Annotated in this window: 7 protein-coding genes; 1 reads left to right on the forward strand and 6 read right to left on the reverse strand. The window is 38.6% G+C overall.

Going from position 1 to position 8,115, the window contains the following annotated elements:
* From BLR79_RS08030 to ilvD, 6 genes are all read right to left on the reverse strand, one after another.
* On the reverse strand, positions 1-449 hold a 449-nt coding region (locus BLR79_RS08030; protein WP_143338830.1), incomplete at its 3' end, for an ATP-binding cassette domain-containing protein.
* Positions 450-522: 73 nt separating this feature from the next.
* A complete protein-coding gene (ilvC, locus tag BLR79_RS08035; protein ID WP_092086779.1) occupies positions 523-1,524 on the reverse strand; it encodes a ketol-acid reductoisomerase in 1,002 nt (333 codons plus the stop codon).
* A 70-nt stretch (positions 1,525-1,594) separates the two neighbouring features.
* Positions 1,595-2,074 (reverse strand): acetolactate synthase small subunit, encoded by a 480-nt coding sequence (gene ilvN, locus BLR79_RS08040; RefSeq protein ID WP_092086781.1) that lies wholly within the window; start codon positions 2,072-2,074, stop codon positions 1,595-1,597.
* Complete coding sequence (gene ilvB / locus BLR79_RS08045) at positions 2,062-3,753, reverse strand: biosynthetic-type acetolactate synthase large subunit (RefSeq protein ID WP_092086794.1); 1,692 nt, start codon at positions 3,751-3,753, stop codon at positions 2,062-2,064. The genes ilvN and ilvB overlap by 13 nt, the downstream gene beginning before the upstream one ends.
* Positions 3,754-4,224: 471 nt before the next feature.
* Positions 4,225-5,217, reverse strand: a complete 993-nt coding sequence (ilvA, locus tag BLR79_RS08050; RefSeq protein WP_092086784.1) for a threonine ammonia-lyase — start codon at positions 5,215-5,217, stop codon at positions 4,225-4,227.
* 419 nt (positions 5,218-5,636) lie between these two features.
* A complete protein-coding gene (gene ilvD / locus BLR79_RS08055) occupies positions 5,637-7,349 on the reverse strand; it encodes a dihydroxy-acid dehydratase (protein WP_092086788.1) in 1,713 nt (570 codons plus the stop codon).
* Between the two features lie 229 nt (positions 7,350-7,578).
* Here ilvD and BLR79_RS08060 point away from each other — a divergent pair, with 229 nt between their 5' ends.
* Positions 7,579-7,920 carry a metal-sulfur cluster assembly factor gene (locus BLR79_RS08060; protein ID WP_092086791.1) on the forward strand — a complete coding sequence of 114 codons (342 nt, stop codon included), beginning with the start codon at positions 7,579-7,581 and terminating at the stop codon, positions 7,918-7,920.
* The last annotated feature ends 195 nt before the right edge of the window (positions 7,921-8,115 follow it).

An 8,115-nucleotide genomic window follows, 5' to 3' on the forward strand; every position in this document is an offset into this window, starting at 1 on the left:
TATTTGTTTTTTTCTAGCTTAATTTTACAATTCAGGTAATCAATCCCTAAATCAGAAAGAATTTTATCTGCTAACTCACTGTCTTCTTTAGTAATCTCCATATTGCTGTAAATGCCAATGGAGGCAAATTTACCGCTTAAAATTAAATTTTTAACATATTGTTTATTAAAAGTCGCTCCGAATCGCTCTAGCGAGCTACTAACAAAACCAATTTGTTCTCTTAATTTAGGAATATTCGTGCGCCCAAATTCTTGATCTAAAACAGCGACCTTGCCCGATGTGGGAAAGGAGTAACCCGTAATAATATTTAAAATTGATGTCTTTCCAGACCCATTTAACCCAAGTACAGCCCAATGTTCGCCTTTTTTTACTTGCCAGTTAATATGTTTTAAAATATCACGACCTTGACGACGCCAGGTGACGTCTTCTAATTGAATAATTGACTCCAACATAATCCTCCTTTTTCTATACTAAGAAACCCAAAGGACCATTGCCTTTGGGTTTAGATAATTTTATTAAAAATTAGTCAACAAGTGAGTCACCGATAAATGGCATTAGGCCACGTAACTCTTTACCTGTTTCTGTAATTGGATGCTCTAATTCATTACGCTTAATTGCGTTAAATTTAGGACGTCCTGCTTGGTTTTCTAAAATCCAACCTTTAGCGAATTCACCTGTTTGGATATCTTTAAGAACGTCTTCCATCGCTTTTTTCGTATCGCTATTAATGACGCGTGGACCGCTGACATAGTCTCCCCACTCTGCTGTATCAGAGATTGAGTAGCGCATATTTTCTAATCCACCTTCGTAAATTAAGTCAACGATTAATTTTAGTTCGTGAAGTACTTCAAAGTAAGCACTTTCGGGTGCATAACCTGCTTCAGTTAAGACTTCAAATCCTGTCTTAATTAATTCACTTACACCACCACATAGTACTGCCTGCTCACCGAATAGGTCTGTTTCTGTTTCTTCACGGAATGTTGTTTCTAAAATTCCTGCACGTCCTGCACCGATACCACCAGCATAAGCCATACCAATCTCTTTAGCTTGGCCTGTATAGTCTTGGTAAACACCTACTAATGATGGAACACCTGCTCCTTCTTCATAAGTACGACGTACTAAGTGTCCTGGTCCTTTAGGTGCCACTAAGAAAACGTCAACGTTTGCTGGAGGAACGATTTGTCCGTAGTGGATGTTGAATCCGTGAGCGAACACTAATGCGTTACCTTCTTCTAAGTTTTCTTCAATCTCATTTTCGTAAACAGCTGCTTGTAGCTCATCTGGTAATAATACCATAACAATATCTGCTTCTTTTGTTGCATCTGCTACAGATTTTACATCGAATCCGTCTTCTTTAGCACGGTCAAATGACTTACCTTCGCGTAAACCAATGATCACATCATGTCCACTATCGCGTAAGTTTTGCGCGTGAGCATGTCCTTGTGAACCATAGCCAATAATTGCGATTTTTTTACCTTCTAGTAAACCTTGATTAACATCTTTATCGTAAAAAACTTTTGCCATTTTAAAAAATTCTCCTTTATCTTTTCTTATTTGTTATTATTTCTAAGCTAAGCTTAGTTGATAACTATCATTAATTGCCTCGTGGGAAGGCAGTCACGCCTGTACGAGATACTTCTTTAATGCCAAAAATTGACAGTAAATCAATTAAGGCATCGATTTTAGAGCTTTTCCCGGTTACTTCAATAGTCACAGAATTTCGCGACACATCAAGTATTTGTGCTCTAAAGGGGGTAATAATTCCATAGATCTCACTTCGTGTGGCCGCGGTAACACCGACTTTAATTAAAGCAAGTTCTCTAGCCACAATCTCTTGTTTTGTAATGTCTGTTACTTTAATGACATCAATTTGCTTATTTAGTTGTTTAATAATTTGCTCAGCATGATTTTCATCAATCACTTCGATGACAAAAGTCATCTTGGAAATGCCCGGCTGAGTCGTCGGTCCTACCGTAATGCTATCAATGTTGAATCCACGACGGGAAAGCAATCCCGTTAAACGATTAAGCACTCCACTATTATCTTGAACTGTGGCCGTAATTATTCTTTGCATGGATTATCAACTCCTATCATTTCTGAATAACTTGCTCCAGCTGGAACCATTGGATACACTTTTTCAGCCCGTTCGACACGAATATCCACTAGAACCGGACCATCATAAGCAAAAACTTCATCTAATACTTGATCTACTTCTGATTCTTTGTCTACTTTATAGGCTTTAACGCCGTAAGATTCAGCCATTTTAATAAAATCAGGATTTCGACCGGTCATTAAAGATTCAGAATAGTTCTCATCGTATAAAATTTCTTGCCACTGACGAACCATTCCTAATGCTTCGTTATTAATAATGAAGATTTTAATCGGTAAATTATATTCGTGCATCACTGCAAGCTCTTGGTTCGTCATTTGGAATCCACCGTCTCCTACAAATAATGTGACCACTTTATTAGGATTTCCAACTTGAGCGCCGATCGCTGCTGGGACTCCGAATCCCATCGTTCCTAATCCACCGGACGTAACGAAGTGATTAGGATGTCTGACGTTACTAAATTGAGCGGCCCACATTTGATGTTGGCCAACGTCAGTAATGACGATCGCTTCGTGGTTTGTTTTTTCAGCTACTTTTTCTGTAAACCATTGAGGAGAGATTAACTCTTGACCCGTGTTGTACCAAAATGGATGATCTTCGTTTGTTTGAATACACTCTTTATTCCATTCACTAAAGTCTAAATCTTGCTCTTCTAAGTCCATCATCGCTTCCAAGGCTGCTTTAGCATCTGCTACGACTGGAATATTGGTTGGAACATTTTTACCAATTTCAGCTGGGTCAACGTCAATATGAGCAATGACTGCATCAGGCGCAAAAGTGGCGATATTTCCTGTTAAACGATCGTCAAATCTTGAACCGATATTGATAAGCAAATCACACTTTTCAATAGCCATGTTCGCTCCATAAGACCCATGCATTCCAGCCATTCCCATAGATAGCTCGTGATGCTGATCAAATGCACCGGTTCCTTGTAGCGTATTAACTACTGGCATTGGGTAACGCTTGATAAATTCAGCTAAAACTTTCGATGCTCCGGAAGTAATAATTCCTGCTCCGACAAGTAAAACAGGACGCTGAGCTTGCTCTAGTGCACTAAGCACTCGCTTAATTTGTTCTGGATGAGGATGTTTAGTCGGTTGATAACCTGGTAAATTTATATTTCCACATACCTTCGTATCAACTACTGTTTCAAAGATATCTTTTGGAATATCAACTAGCACGGGTCCAGGACGTCCGGTTGAAGCAATATGAAACGCTTCGTTTAATATACGCGGTAACTCTTTAACGTCTTTTACTTGGTAGTTATATTTTGTAATCGGCGTTGTTAGGCCAATCACGTCAGCTTCTTGGAAACCATCAGTTCCAATCAGTGATGAGGTTACTTGCCCTGCGATAACAACGATTGGAAGAGAGTCCAGTAATGCGTCAGCAATTCCCGTTAATAAATTCGTTACCCCCGGCCCTGAAGTCGCAATGACGACACCTGGTTTGCCTGTTGTTCTAGCGTATCCTTCTGCCGCGTGGATTAATCCTTGCTCGTGGCGACATAGAATATTTTTAAAACTAGGATTTACACGATATAGCGCATCAAATAACGGCAATACAGCGCCACCCGGATAACCGAAGACGACTTCAACATCGTTATCCATCAGTGATTGAATTAATAGTTCTGCACCATTCATTGCGTTGGTTGTTTGTTTGTTAGTCAATGTATTGCCTCCTTAAATAATTTTGCAAATAAAAAAACTTTTCTCCTAGTCTGCTAAATCAGCAGATTGGGGAGAAAAAGTCAGTTCACGGTACCACCCAAATTCTCACTTACTTTACAGTAAGTGACTCAGTAACTGATAAAGTTATCAGTTCAGTTTTGGTAACGGGTACTGCTACTCGTTCAAACTTAATGCCTAGGCCTTGGGCTTGACTCTCAAAGATGACATAATTTCTATTACCTCTGAGCTCTCACTATTTCTCAGTCTCTGTGTAAGCAAATTTAGAAATTACCTTCTTTTCAACGATTTGAATTTAATGAGGAATTATCCTCTGATTGATTACATCATACTAGGACTCTAATTAATTTGCAAGTCTTTTTAATAAATTTTTAATGAAAATCTCCATAAACCGTTATTTTCTCCGCTTTAATATTTAATTTTTAATTATTTCTTAACAGCTTTTTTAATACCGCGAGCAATATCTTGTACCCGTGGCATTGAGGATAAATCAATGTTTCCTCCTGAAACGACAAGGCCAATCTTATTGACCGATTCTAATAATTCAGGATGGCTAAAACAAGCTGCTAAAGGGGTCGCTCCTGCGCCTTCAACTAATGTTTTATTTCGTTCTAGCATCCAAATGATAGCTTCAGCAATTTCTTCTTCAGTGACCGTTACGATTTCATCAACATATTCTTTAATGACTTGATAGGTTTTTTGTCCCGGTTCTCTTACCGAAATTCCTTCGGCAATGGATTCATTAGAAGGAAGACGTTTCAACTCGCCAGTTTCGACAGCTTCTTTCATAGAGGGAAAAGCTGCAGCTTCTACTCCGATGACTTTAATGGAAGGTTTAATGGACTTTGCAGCAACAGCAATACCACTGAGAAGTCCTCCCCCGCCTAAAGGAGCAATAATCATATCTAAATCTGGCTCTTGTTCTAACATTTCTAAAGCAATGGTTCCTTGTCCAGCCATAACGTAGTAATCGTCATAAGGATGAACATACGTGACATCATGTTCTTTTAAATAGGCTTCCGCTGCATCACCTGCGTCGGAATAAGTTTCTCCAACTAAAACGACTTCTGCTTTATACCCTTCAGCCGCTTCCACTTTTGCTTTAGGTGATGTTTCTGGCATGAAGATCTTTGCTTTGACACCTGCTGTACTAGCAGCCATCGCTACACCTTGGGCGTGGTTTCCCGCTGACGAACTGACAACACCCTTAGCCAGTTCCTCTGGGGTCAACTTATGAATTTTATAACTAGATCCTCTTAATTTAAACGAACCTGTTTTTTGCATATTTTCCATTTTGAAAAACACTTCTTTACCTAATCGTTCATTTGTCGTTTTTGAAGTCGTTAAGTCTGTACGGTGAGTAATTTGTTGTAAATATTCCCAAGCATCTTGAATCATTTCTAAATTTAGTTCTTCCATTTCGATATCTCCATTTCATAAATAAAAAAATAGGCTTATTTAGATTCTATAATCTAAATAAGCCTATTATTCATCACGCTGTATTAAGTGATATCAACGTTGCCCATTTAGATTGTAGTTAATCTATGCGGGCAGCATCAATCATCAGCACCTCATAGATACAAACTGATTTGTCGTGTTTGTATCTATAAGAATAAGACACAAACACTATCTAATAATGCTGATAATAATATTTAATAATAATTGTGTGCGTTGATTCACTGTAAAATACCTCTCTCATAATTCATTAATTATATCCTAATACAACTCTCGGGAAATAGTAAGTCTTTTTTAATAAACTTTTTATTTTTTTATTTACAATACAACGATTAACCTATACAAAAGGCAGTACGAAGGCTCCCGTACTGCTTTTTATTCTTTTACTGTTCGTCTTTATCGACAACTTTTAATTGACGATTTTTAAAGTCCGTTACGGCTCCTAGTGATGAACTCGAAACAATATGAGCATACTTACCAAGAGATCCTCTAGATTCTAATGGCGGAATAACACGCTTAGCATCTCGTTTAGCTAATTCTTCATCGGATACTTTCAACGTTAATTCACGAGTATCTTGATCGATAACAATAATATCGCCTTCTTCAACAAGACCAATTGGACCGCCGTCTTGCGCTTCTGGCGCGATATGTCCAACAACGAATCCATGGGATCCACCGGAGAAGCGTCCATCAGTTAATAGACAAACCTTTAATCCTTTACCGATTAATAAACTAGATAAAGAAAGCATCTCGGGCATTCCTGGTCCACCTTTTGGCCCTACATAGCGCACAATAACTACGTCGTCATCGACAATTTCATCCCTTAAAGCTGCTTCAATCGCTGCTTCTTCTGTGTTGTAAACTTTAGCAGGTCCTTCGTGACGTCTAACTTTCAAGCCAGATACTTTCACAACGGCTCCTTCAGGTGCTAAGTTACCTTTAAGAACAATTAGCGGCCCATCAGCACGTTTAGGATTAGATAGTGGCATAATGACGTCTTGGCCTTCTTTTAAGTCCGGTGCGTCTTTTAAGTTTTCCGCAATCGTCTTACCTGTGACTGTCATACAGTCGCCGTGGATGTACCCATTCTCATGTAAGTATTTTAATACGGCTGGGACGCCACCTACTTCATATAAGTCTTGGAAGACGTATTTACCACTTGGTTTTAAATCTGCTAAGTGCGGAACACGTTTTTGAATTTCGTTAAAGTCATCAATGGTTAATTCCACATCTGCTGCGTGAGCAATAGCTAATAAGTGAAGAATCGCGTTAGTCGAACCACCTAGCGCCATCGTTAGAACGATCGCATTTTCAAGGGATTTTCTTGTAATAATATCACTTGGTCGAATATCTTTTTCAAGTAAATTCTTTAACGCTTTACCTGCAGCGTGAACGTCATCTAATTTGTCTTGTGTTTCTGCTGGGTGTGAGGATGAACCGGGTAAACTCATTCCCATGGCTTCAATGGCAGAAGCCATTGTGTTAGCAGTGTACATTCCCCCACACGCTCCCGGACCAGGACAAGCATTACATTCAATTTCTTTTAATTCTTCATCAGAGATCTCATTGTTATTCCAATGGCCAACCCCTTCAAAAACAGAAACTAAATCGATATCTTTTCCGTTATGTTTCCCAGGACGGATTGTTCCACCGTAAACGAAAATCGACGGAATATCTAAGTTAGCCATAGCAATTAAACATCCTGGCATGTTCTTATCACACCCACCGATGGCTAAAAAGCCGTCACAGTTGTGTCCGCCAATGGCTGCTTCTACTGAATCGGCAATAATATCTCGAGAAGGCAGTGAATAACGCATTCCTTGAGTTCCCATCGAAATACCGTCAGAAACGGTAATGGTTCCGAATTGAACGGGCCAGCAGTCCGCTTCTTGAACACCTGCTTTTGCCACAATTCCTAAATCGTGTAAGTGAATATTACACGGCGTATTTTCAGCCCATGTACTAATAACACCGACAATGGGTTGTTCAAAGTTTTCATCTTCCATTCCTGTTGCTCTTAACATTGCACGGTTAGGTGATTTAACCGCACCATCGTAGATTTTACTACGAGATCTTAAATCTTTTTTATCTGTCATTCAGAGAGCTCCTTTCAATCTATATAATGTGAATTATCTTACGTATTGTTTAGTTTACCATAAAAATTAAAAAATAAACATTTTTTATATAAAAATAAGTTTTCATTATCCTTTTTATCATAAATCGCTAATAATCACTTGACCTTCTTGTTGTTTTAGCTAAAATAAACTTATTACTCATTCAACGAAAAAGAAAGTGAAATGATGAACGGAAGAAAGGGGTCATTTTGTGAGGGAAAATATTATAATGAATGACTTAGCGAAAGACTATAGTGAAGCGATTGCGGAAGTATTAAAGTCTATTTATGATCCAGACATTGAACTAGATATTTATAATTTAGGGCTCGTTTATGAAGTTAATATAAACCCAGAAGGTATTTGCCAAATTGTTATGACTTTTACAAGTCCTGGTTGCGAATGTGTGGAGATTGTGCCGGTGGAATTAAGAGAGAAGATTCGCCAAATCGATGGGATTACCGACTTGGATTTAAATATCGTGTGGGATCCGGCTTGGAATATGAATCGTATTAGTCGTCTTGGTCGAATTACTTTAGGCATTAGTCCCCGCTAATACTTACAAAATATTAAATACCCTACCAATACTCGAACTCGAAAACATTGGTAGGGTATTATTCTAGAGTAGTCAAACATATGTGACACATACTTAAAGTTCTAGTACAAAATAAATAGAATTGAATAGGGTTCTGGGGGACCGCGGTCCCCCAGAAAAAATTAAGCACTTTGTGATTCAAAGTATTGGGCCACG

The sequence above is a fragment of the Dolosicoccus paucivorans genome, assembly GCF_900100125.1.
GTDB classification, from domain to species: Bacteria; Bacillota; Bacilli; order Lactobacillales; family Aerococcaceae; genus Dolosicoccus; species Dolosicoccus paucivorans.